This is a genomic window from Bacteroidota bacterium, from assembly GCA_016722565.1.
GTDB lineage: Bacteria > Bacteroidota > Bacteroidia > 2-12-FULL-35-15 > 2-12-FULL-35-15 > 2-12-FULL-35-15.
Genome location: JADKIU010000003.1, coordinates 227014 through 244556, shown reverse-complemented (window position 1 = coordinate 244556; position 17543 = coordinate 227014). Strand labels below are relative to the sequence as shown.

The following is a 17543-nucleotide window of genomic DNA, read 5'->3' as shown; positions in this document are numbered from 1 at the left end:
ATCATGAAGAAAACCATTATTGCTATTTCTATTTTGGCCAGCATGACCTATTGCCATGTTTCAGCACAAATAAACATTGTTCAAAACCCTGATTTTGAACTAGGCTCTGCGCCAACAAACTTTAATCAAATAGCTAACGCAACTGGTTGGAATGATGGTTGCGGATGGTCATTTAGTTTGAATACTTCTTCTACAACAGCTTCACTTTTTCAAACTGGTGTAGGCGGGTGGGTTGCGGGTTTTGCAGGTGAACCTACTTCTGCTCATTCTGGGACTCGTTTTGGTAATTTTAGAGGAAATGGTGTTTTTTTAGAGACTCCCACGCCTCCAGTCGATAGTAAGTATTATAACCAATCGTTAATTGGAACAATTACAGAACCTCTTAAAGCTTGTAAGTATAAATTTGGGTATTGGGTTGCTGCCGCAGTTGGTCTTAATCCGACCATTCAAGTAGAAATGGTTTTACGTAAAGCAGATTGCTCTGAAACCCCACAAAAGATATTATTTACAACAGCGTATCTTACTTCACCTAATTGGACAAATTATGAAATTTCATTGAACCTAACAGCAGCTGATGAGTTGGCAGGGTATGACAGGATTGAAATTAGAAAAGTTATCGCCCCTTATAATCCAAGTAACAATAAAATTGATCTTTACATTGATGATGTTTATATTATAAGGGAAGATGCCAATGCAGATGTCGTTGCTCCCAATCTTCTTTGTAATGGAGATGACCTTATCGTTGATGGAACAAATTCTGTGGGTGACGATAGTCATTTTTGGTACATTACTGAGGCAACATCTGGGGGAGCACCATTAGGAAATCCTGCAACAACATGGAGTTCATGGTATACTGGTCCTGCAGGTGTTTTCAATTTCAGTGATCATGTTTCATTTATTACTCCTGGCCATTGCTACTTAATTCAGCATGCGGTTGGTAATTGTTTTACGCCCTGGGATGCTGATTATGCTTTGGTTTGTGTTGGTGAGGATTTTAATATTTCATTAGGTGAAGATAAAGTTATATGCGGTACAGGTATTATTCCAATACTAGGAACGAGTTTAGGGGCAGGTTATTCATACTCTTGGACAAAAAACGGAAGTCCGATTTCTGCCACTACCGCCACAATTTATGCAACTTCCTCGGGAACCTATTGTGTTACTGTTACTGATCCACTTGGATGTTCAAAAACTGATTGTGTAAACGTAACATTCAGCCCACTTCCAGCAGTAGTTATAACAGGAAATACGCTTATTTGTACAGGAACAACAACTACGTTGAATGCAACGGTTCCAATTTCTCCCGATCCTTATACTTATTTGTGGTCTACCGGTCAAACTACATCTTCAATAACAGTTTCTTCTGTTGGAACCTATTCTGTAACCGTTACAAATTCAGTAACACATTGTGTTGGTACAGCATCAACAATAGTAACCGATGGAAGTACATGGCATCAATACACTGAAAATTCAACAGCACTCGGTATTGGTGAAAGCATAAATGCTGTAACCACTGATGATAATGGAAATGTTTATGTTGCAGGTACTTTTCGACAATCGACTTACCTTAATGGTACTCCCGATATTCAGATTAATTCCCTTATGCCAGTAAATAATCCAAATACATTTTTAGCAAAGTATGATGGTTGTGGAAATTTAATTTGGGTTGCAAATACTACGAATGCCGAAAATTGTGAAGGAACGGCAATAACCTATGATAAGAATAATCAAATGGTATATGTAGGCGGAACTTTTAATGGAAACACTACTTTTAATAGTTCACAAAGTGCTGGTGCACTATGCGCAAGTGGTTATAGTCAACCCCTAAATTCACCTGAAGTAAGAGGTTATGTTGCTCAATACAATGCAAATTCAGGTTGTTTGTATTTTGCACAGGCAATTGACTTAGGAGCTGAAACACGATTAAATGCTTTGACGGTTAACGAAAATAATGGAAATATTTTTGCAGGTGGATCATGGCTTGCTTCTATACCTTCAGCAGATACAAAATCATTTGTTCAGCGTTATGTTCCAGTAACCACGTTAGGATCATCCAATAATTTAGGTCCTCTCGTTTGGACCTTAACAGATAATTCTACTACTCCAGTAACATTTAGTAGAGTAAAAGATTTGGATTATTATGAACCGGTGAACAGAATTTTTATCATTGGAGATTTCAAAAAAACTTGTGTACTTAATAACGGTACAACTGCTCCTGCTGTTAATACTACGAGTTCAGTTTCTGACGCTTATCTTGCTGTGTATCGCGATTTAACAACACCAGTTATGCAATTTTTCAATGCAGGTGGGGCTACATCTGGAAATTTTATGACAGGTGAAGGTGTTTCTGTAGATCAAACAACTGGAAGACCTTATTTTACTGGAACCTATACTGGAACTATTAATAATCCTTTTGGTTTGGGTGCTTTTGGAGCAGGGATGTTAACGGGTGTTGGACAAAACAAACAATACATGATGTCGGCCAATCTTAGTGGTGTGGTTACAGCTTGGTCGCGTACTACTTTTTTAAATTCATCTAACGGTTCTTCTTTTGGAAGAGATGTAGCAGTGCATAATAAAAGAGCATACTTTTTAGGTGAATTTGCGTATGCTTCCATTAGCTCAACGGGTTTTCCATATTTTAATTTTGTTGGAGGATTTGGAACGATTACTGACCAAAAAAGACATGTTTCGGTAATCGGTTATAATGAAAGTGGTGTGGCAACTGTTATGAATGTAACAGAAGCTGGTACAATATCTTCGCCCGATAACCATACAGGAGTTGCAATTGAAACAAATCGAAAAGGTTGCTCATTTGTGACAGGTCAATTTAATAAGACGTTGGATTATTTTTCCGGTTCTCCAGCTAGTGGTCCATTAGTTATTAGTGGTGCGCCCAATGCCTACATAATGCGTGTGAATGAATCTACAGCTGAGTTTAAAACTTCTGATATGGATGAAGAGACGGAGAGTATCGAAGTAGCTTTAAATAGTATTTCCAAATCAATTCGCGTTTTCCCTAACCCAACAAATGGTTTAACCACTATCGCAATTGATAATTTTGATGCTACCAATACAAACTACAAACTTGTATTGTACAATTCGGTTGGGCAATTAATGCAACAATTGGATGTTACAAGTAACAAAACAGATGTTGATCTTTCAGATTATAAAAATGGTCTTTACATCCTCTCTTTTAGTGATGGGGTTAACACGAGTGTAGTGCGAATTTCTAAAATAAATTAATTCTTCTAGAATCCAAGTGAGTTGTTTACAAGAGATGACTCACTTGGATTTTATTCATTTAAAACCAAAAATCATGAAAAAAATTAAACTAATTTTAGTAGGAGCATCATTGCTTCTATCAGCGGTTGTGTTAAAAGCTCAACTATCAACATGTGCAACGTTAGGTCCATGTGCAAGTAACCTTGTTTTTAATGGCGATTTTAGAGCAGGCAATGTCGGATTTACAACTGGACTTACAGGTGGTGTTTTAGGCAATTTGTGCGCTTGTGGAACCAATAGTTACTGCATTGCTAACGAGCCAAGGACAAAATGCAATATGGCTTCCTGGGTTGATGATTTATGGGATTTTGATATGGGGACAAACCTTGGTTCTTACATGGTAATAGATGGAAACCCTGGTCTTGGTGGTGCAGGAGTGGGGCTTATCTGGTCGCAACCTGTTTCAATGGTAAATGGGGCATCTTATGTTTTTAAAATGCATGTAATGCCCAGTGTCTCACTTGCATCGCCAGGACAAAATTTAAATGTTACCGTGGGCGGAATGAACATTGGAGCTAACCCAACATCACCAACCGGTTCTTATGTTGCAGGTATGTATGTTTGGAACGAGGTATGTGTTCCTTTTACCTATACAGGAGCAACAGGAGTCGTTGCTCTTTCTATCTCTCAAATTGGACAAGTTGCTAACGGTGATTATGGTATTGATGCAATAAGTTTGAATGTCGACAATGAGAGTTGGCATCAAACAACAAAAAATGCAGTTAGCAGAGATCAAACAAAAGATGTAATAACAGATGCTGCAGGTGATGTTTATGTAACCGGTTATTACACTTCTCAAACAACACTTGAAGGAGGTAATAACGCAGACGTTACCTTGTTGTCGGGAAGCTCAACTCTTGCTCCAACTTCATATATCGCAAAATATAGCGCTTGTGGGGATTTGTTGTGGGAAGCACATGCAAAAGACTTTTTAAATAATTATGGAAACAGCATTGTATTAGATCAACCTAATAATAGAGTTTATATTACTGGTGATTTTGAAGGTCGAATAAGGTTTACAACTTCAAATATTTGTAGCGGGCTACCTACTTCTATCACAGCATCATTGTCTGGCTCTAGAGGATATGTAGCAGCATTTGATATGACAACGGGTTGCATCGAGATCTTAGAGGCGATTAACGTTTCTGCTTATACACGTTGTGAAGCAATAACGATAAATGAAACAAATGGAGCAATTTATGTCGGAGGAGCGAAGTCAACTACCAGTGGTGGTACTGATCCAAGTTCTTTTATTAACAAGTATACACCCGCTGGAACACTTGGAGGGCTGATTGCAACGGTCACCTCAACAACAACAGCCGGGGGTGTTAATAAAGTTGAGGATATGGATTTTAATGAAACAACAAATACATTATGGGCAATCGGCAGTTTTACTAAAAATGTTACGTTTGTGCCGGGAGGAACACTTACATACGGAGGTCCTGTTGTTATCAAAGATGCTTTCTTAGTGTCATATACAGATGGTGGTACATTTTTTACGTCAACACTTTTAAGACGGGGAAATAATACCTTGTACATGACGGGTGAAGGTATTGCTGTAGATGCTTCTGACAATTCGGTTTATATAACAGGATCATATAGAGACCAAGCCACTGCAGCACAACCTGCTTTTCAAACGGCAAGTTTGTTGCTTTCTACAGTGGGATCAACAACAGACAAGGCCTATATGATAAAAATTGCTGGTTTAGGAATCTGGGCGAAGTCCGGTATTGCAACAAGTAATATTGCAAACGGGAAATCGGTTGGCGCAAGAATGGGCGTTGCTTATTTTACAGGAAATTATTATAAAAATATCCTTCAATTAACGGGTTACCCTTCTGTATTGTATTATACAGTTGGAGCACCAAACAATTTGTCTCATTCGTATACCGCAGCGTATAATGCTAATGGAACAATTGCTTTTCCAACAGTAAATGTAACAGGAGACGTTTCAAATACAGGTGTTCATGAGGTCGAGTCAATTTATTCAGGTGTGAATGGACACAGTTTTATGGTTGGAGCATACTCTAGTAGTTTAAGGGTTGATAATCTTTTGGTATCGCCAACTAACGATTTGCTTTCAAGTGGAGCGGCCGGTCATAAGAACGGTTTTCTTGTTCGTGTGAATTCTAATTTTGCTGGAGCATACAGAAGTGAAGAAGTGGCAATTGAGAATAACATGAAAGTTGCAAAATTCGAATTGTCGCAACTTTCTGTGTATCCTAACCCAACAAATGGCTTAACCACTATCGCAATTGATAATTTTGATGCTACCAATACAAACTACAAACTTGTATTGTACAATTCGGTTGGGCAATTAATGCAACAATTGGATGTTACAAGTAACAAAACGGATATTGATCTTTCAGATTATAAAAATGGTCTTTACATCCTCTCTTTTAGTGATGGTGTTAACACGAGTGTAGTGCGAATTTCTAAAATAAATTAAAAATCTAATCAGGGTTAAGGAAATTTCCTTAACCCTGTTCTTATTAAAAATTATAAACTAAAATTTTAAAATCATGAAAAAAATTGCATTTGTTTTTGGATTAATTGTAGCAACAACGACTTCTTTTGCCCAACAATGGGCAGGTAGTACCACCTTAACGGGAAATCTATATCGAACAGGAAATGTGGGTATAGGCACAGGTACAAGTGTTCTACCGCGTAGTTTAAGTATCTACAAAACGTTTACCGGCTTACCAGCTGCTGGATCACCAATTGAATCTTATACAACAGGTTTGAGAATCACTCATAACTGGAGTGGCACTTCTGGAGGTACATACACTGCTCATCAATGGGATTTAAGTGCAGATTATGGGAAATTTTATTTTAAATGGAAACAAAACTCCTTTGACATTAACTACGGCAGGAAGAGTTGGTATTGGAACAAAAGCACCATCAGTAACATTTCATGTAGCAGATGAGGGTACAACTGCGGTTGATTCGCGTTTAAGCGGGTTTACATTAATCGATGGTTTTGAAGCATCCTTATTGCTTGGTAGAGAAACTGGAGTCACTCATGGAGAATGGGGAATCGAATATAATAATCATGCAGGTGGATTAAATTTCTGGCGACCAGCAGGAAGCACAACTCCGCATGGACCGAATGGTGGGAATTACCATCTTTTTATTAAAAATGATGGAAGAGTTAGTATGGGCTTTAATCCACTAACAACTACGTATCCTGCTGGCTATAGACTATATGTTGCAGAAGGGATTTTAACAGAACGAGTAAAAGTTGCTTTAGTGAATACTGCTGACTGGGCAGATTATGTTTTCAAGAAAGATTATTCGTTGTTACCACTCAAAGATGTAGAAGCATTTATTAACACAAATGGACATTTACCAAATGTGCCTAGTGCAGAACAAGTGAAAGAAAGTGGAATTGATTTGGCTAAAATGGATGCCAAATTATTAGAAAAAATTGAAGAGCTAACGCTTTATATGATTGCTTTGAAGAAGGAAAATGAAGCAATTAAGTTGGAACTTGAAATTCTAAAAAAATAAGTTATGGGAAGGTATATTATTTTGGTTATTCTCATAAATATTTTATGGAATAACTCATCTGCTCAGGTTATTAACGGAGATACGACTGTTTGTGAAGGTGATATAAAACTCTATACTTTGTCTGACGCAGGATGTGGTGAAGGAATTGCGGATGTAATATGGACACCCACTATAAATGCTCCTGGTTCGCTTGTTTCTTTGTCGATAGGCTCTGGAGTAACAATTTCATGGGACCCAAGTCTTGATGCGACCACTCTTGGCGAGGTAAAAGTGAAGTATAATTGTTCGTTTCTTGATTCATCGGATAATCCCGTTACAATAAATAAAACAGATAGTATAGAAGTAACTATATTAGCCATTCAACAACCGCTATTTAGTTTTTCAAATATTATACTTGGATGTAATAATGATTCTGTTTTAACAATAGTAACTCCTGATCAAGGTGGAGAAGCAGGAGAAGATGTTATTTATACATGGACATATCCAGAGTGTTTTGGTTTTGATGGTGGCAATAGCACAGGTGTTTTTAGTGCTGATAACGCATCCGGTGGTGAAATTTGTTTAAAAGTTACTATTCCTGCATGTGGGGTTTCTGTAACAGAATGTTTTACAATAAAACGTGAATGTGAAGATTATGCAACGTACACTACTGCGAATCCAATTTCTGACTGGTATACTTCGAGAGACATCTCAATAAAAACTATTGGAAATGTATCAACCGCAGGATTTTCTAACGTTGAATTTAAAGCAGGAAGATACATTGATCTGGGACCAGGTTTTTTAGCTACACCTATTTTTTTGGCACATATAGCACCGTGTACTTGCTTGCCTGATGATAGTGTGGGCTGTTTCCGGTCAGCAATACACACATTTGTTAAGGATGAACGTATCTCAAAAGACGAACAACTGAAAGACAAAGACCTGAAAAAAAACGATTTGACTATTGTTGAGATTACTCGCAGTATTTCTGTATCTCCTAACCCAACAAATGGCTTAACCACTATCGCAATTGATAATTTTGATGCGACCAATACAAACTACAAACTTGTATTGTACAATTCGGTTGGACAATTAATGCAACAGCTGAATATTACAAGTAGCAAAACAGATATTGATCTTTCATCATACAAAAATGGTATTTATTTACTTTCTTTTAGTGATGGGGTAAATACAAGTGTTGTGCGAATTTCAAAAACAAATTAACATTTTCAAATACCCCAATGAATCGCTTGTGGCAATCGTTTCATTGGGGTATTATTTTAAAATAAAATTGATTTAAAGAGAAGGTAAATTTTTAATCCTTCATCCTTTTCAACTCCGCTTCCAATCGATCAAAATTTTCTTCGTTTTTCTCCGGAGCAAATTTTTGAATGGTTTCATAATCTTTTGGTGCATCAAAAATCATCTTAAAAACAATTTTTGTTTCCTTTGGACTAATTTCTTCAAATGTAGCAAGCACCTTGAAGAGCGGTTGTGAATGTCGTTTCCAATAAATGAGCGTTGGCTTTTCGATGGTAATAAATTCAGCTTCGTTTTCATAATTACCTTTTTCCGGGCCATGCATGGTGAGTTTCCATTTCCCACCCGGGCGTAAATCAAATTCATGAAAGGTATTCGTAAAGTCGTTGGGTCCCCACCAATTTTTTAAATGCGTAGGTTCTGTCCATGCTCGAAAGACTTTTTGAATGGGTTCTGCAATAGTTCGAGTGGAAGTGATTGTGTAAGGGGTGGTTGGGATAGAAGTACTCATTTCAAAATTGTTGTTAGTTAATGTTTAGTCGAGTCGGTAATAATTTTTTTAATCAAAACGATTTGACCTAAGTGGTAATAACCATGCTCAATTAATGCATCGATGTTGCGTTGATAGGTTCCGTATTTCTCATCAATAAAGACTTGTTTTAACTTTTCTTCAGGCATTTCTTCAATCAAAGAAGCAAATTCTTCGGAGTCCTTCCAGAATTTATCTAAAAATGATTCCCATTCCCGTTGAGATTGAATAGGAGCAAAGTCAAAACTGTATTTGTCTTTTATATCCAACGTACCACCTTTAAACACTTTGTTTATTCCATTTACATAATAATGGATGTGTTGCGCTAAAGTGGCAATTGTATTGAAGGATTTGAATGGAGTAGTGGCAATTTCCCAGTTTAGTCCTGATAATTGATCTTTAAAATTCGTGTTTGCAATCCAAGTTCCATTTAAAATTACTTCTCGAAACCGATGAGCTATTTGAGTTGTATTTTTCATGTTAGATATACTTTTTCAATGATTATTTCAATCTTTCCAAAACGCCTTTGCGTTTCACAATGTTTTTATAATCCCATTGAATTGTTTTTGATTTTTTCAACCAACGTTTCAAATCTTTTGCATTGATTTCTTCAACGGAATTATAAAAGATAGAAGCATCTTTAAATTTTCCACCAACAACATCTAGTTGATCTTCTTCAAAATCGGCCCCGCTCCAAAACATCAACCGCCAGCCTGCTTTTTGTTTGCTGTAGCCCACAATTGGGTTGCCATCTAAAAACCAAACAGGATGTCCATGCCATACTTTGTTTTCCGATTTGGTTAGATTTTCTTCTATAATTGCAGCCAAGGTATCGCAGATCTTTTTGTCTGCTGCTGTTTGTGATTTGTTGTAGGTAAGGATGTCTTTGTTCACTGTAGTTGTTTTTATTTCTTTTTATTGGCTACTTCAAATTGTAGATTCGTTAATTCAAATTCTTTTCGTTGAGTATTATATTTATAATTTATCGTATAGTTGTATTGATGTTCAAAACCATTTGAGAAAATATAAAAAATAAATTCAGCACTTTCTTTTTCTACCCACCCCATCAGGTTTATATAAATACGCGACTTGAGTTCATTTTGCTTTATTGTTCCTTCTTCCGGTGAAATAAGTCTTATATGTGTGTGTGCTATTGTCTCAGGTAGTTTTATATTTGGAAAATCATCAGGCTGTCCGTTTTTTCGATTTCCAAAGTACAAGGTGTCAAATTTTGTTTTGTTTTTTTTGTTGGCGTCTTTGATGAAGTCTGCAATCGCTTGAGAATAGATTTTAGTTAACTGAGCTAAGCTGTCTGTTGAAGTTAATACTTCATTGCCGGAAATTATATTCTTTAAATCAGACTTTTCTTGATTTGCACATGCTGAAAAGTTGGAGAGGGTTGTCCAAACGATACAATATAAAATCCATTTATTCATTCATTCAAATATAATCAATAAAAAAACGTCCAGCATTTTTAGACTGGACGTTTAACTATTTTGTATTTTCAATTATCCTTTAAGGAATCCCAACAACTTCTCTACACTCACTTTGGCATCACCATAAAGCATTTCTGAATTTGGTTTGTAGAACAAAGGATTGTCTTCACCGGAATATCCAGCCGACATCGAACGTTTCATAATAATTACTTTTTCTGCTTTCCAAACTTCAATTACCGGCATTCCGTAAATAGAGCTTGCAGGATCATCTTGTGCACTTGGATTAACCACATCGTTTGCGCCAATTACCATTACCACATCTGTTTCCGGCATATCTTCATTAATCTCATCCATTTCCAAAACAATATCGTAAGGAACATTTGCTTCCGCTAACAATACGTTCATGTGACCTGGTAAACGACCGGCAACAGGGTGAATCGCGAAACGAACATTTTTTCCTGCTTTGCGCAAGGTTTGAACCATTTCGTAAATAGGATATTGTGCTTTTGCTACTGCCATTCCATAACCGGGAACAATCACAACTGATTTTGCTTCTTTTAATAAGGTAGCAACTTCTTCGTGATTCAAGGATGTTACTTCACCTTCAATTGCTTTTTTCTCACCACCTTGAGATGAAGATGCCGTTGCATTCGCAAAAATTACTGCGAAGAAAGAACGGTTCATGGCGTGACACATATGCATTGAAAGAATTGCTCCGGAGCTTCCAACAAGTGCACCCGTTACAATTAATAAATCGTTTCCTAGCATAAATCCAGCGGCAGATGCTGCCCAGCCGGAATAAGAGTTCAACATAGAAACAACTACCGGCATATCTCCACCACCAATTGCCATCACCAATACAATTCCAATGAACGATGCAATGGCTGTCATGATTAATAATGGAAGCATTCCTTCTGTTCCATGTGCGTTACAGAATAATACTCCTAAAACAGTACATGCAATCATTAAAATGATGTTCATCATTTGAAGCCCCTTAAATGCCCAAGGCTTAGAAGGAATCTTTCCATCTAATTTTCCCCAAGCAACAATTGAACCTGTGAACGTGATTGCACCAATGAAAATTCCAATAAATACTTCCACCAAATGAATCATGTGCGATGCACCTGTTAATGCTTGTGTTTCAGGATCTAGGTACGAACCGAAACCAACCAATACTGCAGCTAATCCCACAAAACTATGCAGGATGGCAACCAGTTGAGGCATGGAAGTCATTTCTACTTTACGAGCCACCATGATACCAATTAAGGAAGCAACTGCAATCGCTCCAATAATATAAACATGCCCCTCAACACCCTGACCTAATACGGTTGCGATGATTGCTACAATCATCCCTACAATTCCGTAGATAACTCCACGTTTTGCAGATTCTTGAGAGGCTAATCCGCCTAAACTTAAAATGAACAGGATACTTGCAAATAAATATGCTGCTGTTTGAATTTCTTTTGCTATTTCAATCATAATTTTTTTCTTTTATTTCACTTTTGCTTGTCGTTGGATATAACCTTCAAGCTTTTATGAAGGAGTATTATTTTTTAAACATTTTCAACATACGGTGCGTTACGAAGAATCCACCAACAATATTAATGCTGGCAATCAAAATAGCTACAACGGCTATTATCGTAACTGGATTTTTGATGTCACCTGTTGTTTGTAATAAACCACCAACAACGATGATTCCACTAATCGCATTCGTTACCGCCATTAACGGTGTATGTAATGCATGTGCAACATTGGTGATCAACTGCCAGCCAACAAAGATTGATAAAACGAATACCGTGAAATGTTGAATGAATTCACTTGGTGCAAACTTCCCAACCAAGAACAACAAGCCGCCAACTACTGCCAATGTAATAACCATTGAAGTGGTTGCTTTTTTTGCCGCTGCTTCATTTGTTGCTTTTGTTTCTGCTTCTGTAGGTGGAACAACTTTTGGTTTTCCACCAGCGGTCGGACTAACTGGAAGTGGAGCAGGAGGCCAGTTGATTTTACCATTGTAGGTAACCATTGCTCTTGACACAACAGCATCTTCCATATCAATTTTCCATTTTTCTGCTTTCCCCATGTCATCTAATAAATGACATAAGTTGTTTCCGTATAGTTGTGATGCTTGTGTAGGAAGTTGATTTAATTTACCAACCATGGTAACTCCATTATCAGTCGTATAAACTTCTCCGTTTTTTGTAAGAGCACAGTTACCACCAGTTGATGCAGCTAAATCCATAATCACCGAACCTGGTTTCATGGCAGCTACGTGATAATCCATCCATAATTTCGGAGCTGGTCTTCCTGGAATTTGTGCAGTAGTAATTACGATATCAACTTCTTTCGCTTGTTCTAAAAATAATTTCATCTCTGCCTCAATAAAAGCAGGACTCATTTCTTTTGAGTAACCGGAAGATGTTGCTCCGTCTTCTTCAATTTCCACTGTTAAGAATGTTGCGCCCATCGATTCGATTTGTTCAGCAACTTCTTTACGTGTATCAAATGCACGGACAATTGCACCTAATGAATTGGCTGCTCCGATAGAAGCTAAACCGGCAACACCGGCACCAATCACCAATACTTTAGCAGGTTCTACTTTTCCTGCTGCTGTAATTTGTCCATTTAAAAATCTTCCGAAATGAAATGAACCTTCAATTACGGCTCTATATCCTGCAATGTTTGCCATGGACGACAATACATCCATTTTTTGTGCTCTGGAAATACGTGGAATCGCATCCATTGCAATGGCATTCACTTTTTTATCTGCTAATTTTTGGAGTAAGGGCTGATTTTGAGCAGGCCATAAGTAACTTAGCGTTACCAAACCTTCTCTCATCATATCTACTTCTTCCATGGAAGGTTCCTTCACCTTTAAAACAATGTCAGAGCTTCCATAAATGTCAGCGGCAGTTGCTACTATTTTTGCTCCTGCTTCTTCAAACTCTTTATCTGAAAAATTGGCTTTGGTTCCTGCACCTTTCTGAATGTAAACTTCAAACCCTTGTTTTTGAAGTCGTTTTACGGTTTTGGGAGTAGCCGCAACTCTTAATTCATTTGGAAAAATTTCCGATGGAATTCCTACCTTCATAATTGAACAATGTTAAGTGTATTTGTTTTTTTTTGAACAAATTTTATAGTCCCGAAAGTAATAAAATATTGCTAACTGACAAAAAAAAATGGGTTTTACTTCTTCTTTGCTTTTGATGGACGCTGTAGGGCTATAATAGCGCACTTTTGGTTTTGCTGCTAAGTAATTACTTTAGAATTGTGGCAAAGTTGGGGTAATCTGTGATAATTCCATCAACACCTAAGTCTCTAAATTTGACCATCTCCTTTTGCGAATTTACTGTCCATACCACCACTTTGCATCCGGATTGATGCGCCTGACGGATGGTCTTTTTTTTGCAGATTTTTAAAGCCGGATTATAATAGGCTGGAGTGAAGTGGAGTTTTCGAATGTTGTGTTTTACGGATCGGAGGTTGGCAATTAATAAACCGGTTTTTAGCTCGGGGTTTAGTGTATGTATTTCTTTTAGGCATCGAACATCAAAACTTTGAATTAGTATACGGTCGTTGACCGCATACTTCTTTAATACATCGTTAATTAAAGCGACGGTTGTTTTTGTTGAATAATGATACTTTCGGTCACCCATTGAATTGTTTTTTATTTCAATATTGTAATAAATTGGAGGAAGATTATTCTCCTGCGTGTATTTTTCCATTTCTTCAATCACTTCACTTAATAGCGGCTTGAAGACCTCTGTTTTTAATTGTTGCGGAAATTTTTTATTTCCTCTTTTTCCACAGTCGTATTTTTTTATTTCGGCATAATTTAACTGATGCAGATTGTTTTTTGTCCTTTTGGTAATTGCTTTGCCATCGGGTGCAGTACACGTTTTTGGGTTGAACCAAGGTTCATGTGAAACAACTACCTGAGAGTCTTTGGAGATAATCACATCAAGTTCAATGTAATCCGCTCCGGCCTTGATGGCTTCTTTAAAAGCGATGAGTGTGTTTTCAGGAAAGCGTCCACGAAATCCTCTGTGACCGTGTATTTCAATCTTTGTTTGTTTGCTGGAAAGGGTTTTGTTTTCTTGTGAAAAAGAAAAGGCAGGAAACAAGAGGCAGAAAAAGAGGAGTTGGTTTTTCATTTTGGAAAGACGAAAGTAGTAAATTCGCATAAATGGATTTAGAAAAACTAAAAGAAGAAGCAAAAAAAGCGGAGCCTTCATCTCAAAAATTATTTGAGCATCTGAAAAGGAAGAAGCCTAAAAATTTGGATGATGTTGTACACGAATTACATGAAGAAGCGTTTCAGCGGATTGATTGTTTGAAATGCGCCAATTGTTGCAAAACAACAAGTCCGATTTTTTATGATCGCGATGTAGATCGTATTGCCAAACGATTGCGCATGCGTCCATCCGATTTTATTGCCAAGTATTTACACATTGATGAAGACAAAGATTATGTTTTAAACGTGGCACCTTGTCCGTTTTTAGATAATGAAAATTATTGTTTGATATACGAAGATCGTCCAACAGCCTGCCGTGAATACCCTCATACCAACCGCAAGCGTTTTTTTCAAATCCTCGACCTTACACTTAAAAACACGCATGTTTGTCCAGCTGCTTTTGAAATTGTAGAGGAGATGAAAAAGAAGTTGAAATAGTCTTATATTTGAATCTCGCGCGTGCGAAATTAAAACTACTATCACGATGAAATCAAAATTTACATTCTTTGTTGCCAGTGCACTTTCTATTTCGGCAGTTGCATACATTACTGCGGGAGGAAATTTTCTAAAAAACAAATTTACCTCCGATACCGTGAATGAAGGAATGGTGCATGGTGCATCCAAACGGTTGAAGTGGGAAATGTCCCGATTGGCAGATCCTGCTACCGGAAAAATTCCAGATAATATTCGTCAATTGGAATTGGCATTTGCAGCTACATTGCCAAACGATTTACAAACTGATAGAAGCATGGCTAGTTTAACGATGACGAATCGCGGGCCTTGGAATGTGGGTGGAAGAACGCGTGCATTTGGTGTAGATGTGAGTAATGAAAACAGATTGTTGGCAGGTTCTTGTTCCGGTGGCATGTGGCTTTCAACAAATGGAGGTACCTCTTGGTCGCAATCCAATACCTTATCCCAATTAAAAAATGCAACGTGTTTAACACAAGATAAACGTGCTACGCATACAAATACTTGGTATTATGGAAGTGGTGAAGCATACGGTGCATCTGCTAGCGGTGGAAGCGGTGCTTATTATTTAGGAGACGGTGTATTTAAGTCAACAGATGGCGGTGTAACCTGGACACCTATTGCAAGCACTGCCGGTGGAAATCCAAATGGATTTACAACTGGCTGGCAATTGGTTTGGAACATTGCTAACGATAATTCTGCAAACGATTCGATTGAAGAAGTTTATGCTTCCATATATGGTGGAATTCAACGTACTATAAATGGTGGAACTACATGGACAGCCATGTTAGGCGGTGGATCGTACTTTACCGATGTTCAGATATCCACCACTGGAATTGTTTATGCGACACAAAGCGATGATGGTTCGCAAAAAGGAATTTGGCGTGCAAAAAACGACAGTGCTTTTGTAAATATTTTACCGGTTGGATTTCCTACGGCTTATAACCGCATCGTTTCAGGAATAAACCCGAACAACGAAAACGAAGTTTATTTTTTAGCAAACACTCCCGGATTTGGAAAAGTGACCTATAATTATTTAGGAACACCGGAGTGGAATAGCTTGTGGAAATACACGTATGTTTCCGGAGACGGAACGGGAGCAGGTGGAACGTGGCAAGATTTGTCGCTGAATTTGCCGAATACCGGTGGTATGTTTGATAAATGGAATGTGCAAGGTTCGTATGATATGGTAGTGCGTGTAAAACCAGGAAGCTCTAATGTGGTATACATTGGCGGAACAAACTTATATCGTTCTACTACAGCTTTTCAAGACTCAACAAATACTACGTTTATTGGTGGTTACGAACAGTTTTCGGCATTGCCCGTAATTAACTCCTATCCGAATCATCATCCTGATCAACATTGGATTGAGTTTTTGCCCTCTAATCCAGATGTGATGTTTAGTGCTAATGATGGTGGGGTTTTTAAGACACTCAATGATACCGCAACTGCTGTTGTTTGGCAATCGTTGAACAATGGATATTTAACAACCATGTTTTATACACTTGCGATTGATCACGCCACTGCCTGGAAACAATATTATTGTTGCCGGAGCACAAGACAATGGGACATGGTATACCAATACCGCATCACCAACAACTCCTTGGTCGCAACCTCGCGGTGGTGATGGTTCATATTGCGCCATTGCGGATGGGCAAACCAATTATTATTTCTCGATTCAAAATGCGAAGATGATGAAAGCGACATTGGATGGAGTTGGAAACATTACATCGTTTGCACGAATCGATCCTATTGGTTTAAAAAATCCGGAGTTTATCAATCCGTATACATTGGATCCCAACAACAACAATATCATGTATCTGGCGGGTGGAAAATATTTATGGCGGAACAATGATTTATCGGGCATTCCGATGGTGGGAAACTGGGATTCTATTTCAACGAATTGGGTGCAGTTTATTGATTCAGTTCCAACAGTTAATTCAATTGTAACAGCTGTCACTGCTTGTAAAACACCTGCAAACAGAGTGTATTATGGAACCGACAAGAAGAGAGTTTATCGCGTAGACAATGCCAATGTGGGAACACCAACTCCTGTGGATATTACTTCTACAATTACCTCTGCTTTATTTCCAAATGCCTATGTGAGCTGTATAGCAGCTGATCCGTTAGATGGAGATAAAGTAATGGTTACTTTTTCGAATTATGGAGTATATAGTGTGTTTTATACAGAAGATGGCGGTACCAGTTGGATAAAAGTCGGTGGTAATCTCGAAGCGTCAGCTGTTTCAAGTCCTTCTGTTCGATGGGCCAGTATTTTGCATGTGGCTGATGGAACCGTTTATTTGTTGGCAACCAGCACCGGTTTATACGCAACAGATACGTTGATTGCAGCGGGTGCAGCAACAGGAAGTGGAACCGTTTGGGTGCAACAAGGAACGAGCACGATTGGTAATTCAGTTTGTGACATGATTGATGTTCGTCCTTCTGATGGGTTGGTAGCCGTAGCAACACATGCCAGTGGAATTTATTCAACGTACATTACAAGTGTGAATGATATTGTAACCGTAAAAGATATTGAAGGATCTAAAAACGATTTGCAATTGACCAATTATCCGAATCCGGTTGTAGAGAATACAACCATTGAATTCACACTGAATGCGAAAGCAAACGTGAATTTGCAAATTTGGGATGCTTATGGCAGATTGATGGAAACATTGGTTAATACGGACTTGCAAGAAGGAAAACATTCAGTTGTATTCCATAAAAAGAATTTGAAGTCGGGTGTTTATTATTATAGCTTAACAGCCGACAATAGGCGAAAAACCAATAAAATGATCATTGTTAAATAAACATTAGATTGTTAGTTAATAAGTCCCTC

General features: G+C 37.8%; 15 protein-coding genes. 8 read left to right on the top strand and 7 right to left on the bottom strand.

Translation table 11 applies throughout. The features are described from left to right. The first annotated feature begins 3 nt into the window (after positions 1–3). The 5 genes from IPP64_12230 to IPP64_12210 all read left to right on the top strand — a co-directional run bounded on the left by IPP64_12230 (position 4) and on the right by IPP64_12210 (position 7998). Positions 4–3246 carry a T9SS type A sorting domain-containing protein gene (locus IPP64_12230; protein ID MBL0330155.1) on the top strand — a complete coding sequence of 1081 codons (3243 nt, stop codon included), beginning with the start codon at positions 4–6 and terminating at the stop codon, positions 3244–3246. 73 nt (positions 3247–3319) lie between these two features. Further along, positions 3320–5734 carry a T9SS type A sorting domain-containing protein gene (locus IPP64_12225; protein MBL0330154.1) on the top strand — a complete coding sequence of 805 codons (2415 nt, stop codon included), beginning with the start codon at positions 3320–3322 and terminating at the stop codon, positions 5732–5734. Positions 5735–5807: 73 nt separating this feature from the next. Then, complete coding sequence (locus IPP64_12220; GenBank protein ID MBL0330153.1) at positions 5808–6212, top strand: hypothetical protein; 405 nt, start codon at positions 5808–5810, stop codon at positions 6210–6212. Then, entirely contained in the window at positions 6139–6795 is a 657-nt protein-coding gene (locus IPP64_12215) for a hypothetical protein (GenBank protein ID MBL0330152.1), read from the top strand. Before IPP64_12220 ends, IPP64_12215 begins: the two co-directional genes overlap by 74 nt. 3 nt (positions 6796–6798) lie before the next feature. Beyond that, positions 6799–7998: a T9SS type A sorting domain-containing protein gene (locus tag IPP64_12210; GenBank protein MBL0330151.1), complete on the top strand. Its 1200-nt coding sequence runs from the start codon at positions 6799–6801 to the stop codon at positions 7996–7998. Between the two features lie 91 nt (positions 7999–8089). Here IPP64_12210 and IPP64_12205 read toward each other — a convergent pair whose 3' ends face one another. The 7 genes from IPP64_12205 to IPP64_12175 form a co-directional block, all read right to left on the bottom strand. Beyond that, positions 8090–8545, bottom strand: coding sequence for an SRPBCC domain-containing protein (locus IPP64_12205; protein MBL0330150.1), 456 nt, complete (start codon positions 8543–8545; stop codon positions 8090–8092). Between the two features lie 17 nt (positions 8546–8562). After that, complete coding sequence (locus IPP64_12200) at positions 8563–9042, bottom strand: DUF1572 family protein (protein ID MBL0330149.1); 480 nt, start codon at positions 9040–9042, stop codon at positions 8563–8565. A 22-nt stretch (positions 9043–9064) separates the two neighbouring features. Beyond that, positions 9065–9457 (bottom strand): DUF1801 domain-containing protein, encoded by a 393-nt coding sequence (locus IPP64_12195; GenBank protein ID MBL0330148.1) that lies wholly within the window; start codon positions 9455–9457, stop codon positions 9065–9067. 11 nt (positions 9458–9468) lie between these two features. Continuing rightward, entirely contained in the window at positions 9469–9999 is a 531-nt protein-coding gene (locus IPP64_12190; GenBank protein MBL0330147.1) for a hypothetical protein, read from the bottom strand. A 72-nt stretch (positions 10000–10071) separates the two neighbouring features. Then, positions 10072–11469 carry an NAD(P)(+) transhydrogenase (Re/Si-specific) subunit beta gene (locus IPP64_12185; GenBank protein MBL0330146.1) on the bottom strand — a complete coding sequence of 466 codons (1398 nt, stop codon included), beginning with the start codon at positions 11467–11469 and terminating at the stop codon, positions 10072–10074. A gap of 76 nt (positions 11470–11545) precedes the next feature. Next, positions 11546–13090, bottom strand: a complete 1545-nt coding sequence (locus tag IPP64_12180) for a Re/Si-specific NAD(P)(+) transhydrogenase subunit alpha (protein MBL0330145.1) — start codon at positions 13088–13090, stop codon at positions 11546–11548. A gap of 166 nt (positions 13091–13256) precedes the next feature. Next, the gene (locus tag IPP64_12175) at positions 13257–14153 is read right to left on the bottom strand and encodes a glycerophosphodiester phosphodiesterase (GenBank protein ID MBL0330144.1); all 897 of its coding nucleotides are present in this window, start codon (positions 14151–14153) and stop codon (positions 13257–13259) included. Positions 14154–14185: 32 nt separating this feature from the next. On the opposite strand from IPP64_12175, the gene IPP64_12170 reads away from it, so the two are divergent. Genes IPP64_12170 through IPP64_12160 form a run of 3 tightly spaced genes read left to right on the top strand, consistent with a single transcriptional unit; the run spans position 14186 to position 17514 of the window. Beyond that, a complete protein-coding gene (locus IPP64_12170) occupies positions 14186–14671 on the top strand; it encodes a YkgJ family cysteine cluster protein (protein MBL0330143.1) in 486 nt (161 codons plus the stop codon). Between the two features lie 46 nt (positions 14672–14717). Beyond that, complete coding sequence (locus IPP64_12165; GenBank protein MBL0330142.1) at positions 14718–16331, top strand: hypothetical protein; 1614 nt, start codon at positions 14718–14720, stop codon at positions 16329–16331. Beyond that, positions 16216–17514 (top strand): T9SS type A sorting domain-containing protein, encoded by a 1299-nt coding sequence (locus tag IPP64_12160; GenBank protein ID MBL0330141.1) that lies wholly within the window; start codon positions 16216–16218, stop codon positions 17512–17514. Before IPP64_12165 ends, IPP64_12160 begins: the two co-directional genes overlap by 116 nt. Positions 17515–17543: the final 29 nt, after the last annotated feature.